Origin of the sequence: Vreelandella boliviensis LC1 (assembly GCF_000236035.1) — a bacterium.
In the GTDB taxonomy this organism is placed as follows: Bacteria; Pseudomonadota; Gammaproteobacteria; order Pseudomonadales; family Halomonadaceae; genus Vreelandella; species Vreelandella boliviensis.
The window spans coordinates 1-523 of sequence record NZ_JH393257.1; positions in this window are offsets into that span (position 1 = coordinate 1).

The window sequence follows — 523 nt, forward strand, 5'->3', positions numbered from 1 at the left end:
CCGCATTAACCAGAGCACTGAGCATACGCAGGCAAGCTTACCCGCTTCCTCTCCCGCCCCACGGGCAGCCCACCAGCACAGTGACTTTTGATGTTTTGTCATTGTGCGCGAAGCGTGGCGATTGGGGTTTTGTCATTGCGAACGCAGTGAAGCAATCTCGGGGTTAATCGCCACCGCAGCCTAAGATTGCCGCGTCGCAAGCTCCTCGCAATGACAGTTGGGGTGTGTCATCGCGAGCGAAGCGCGGCGATCTGGGTTTTGTTCCGCTACCCCTGGTAAAGATTGCTTCGTCGCAAGCTCCTCGCAATGACATAGGTGATGTCATTGATATCCTCCCCTGTCATTGCGAACGCAGTGAAGCAATCTCGGGGTTAGCTGCCACCGTAGGTTGAGATTGCCGCGTCGCTGCGCTCCTCGCAATGACATATTAGGAAGGCTCCTCGCAATGACAGGTGAAGTGGCGACCTCGGTTTTGTCATTGCGAACGTAGTGAAGCAATCTGGGGTTACCTGCCACCGTAGGT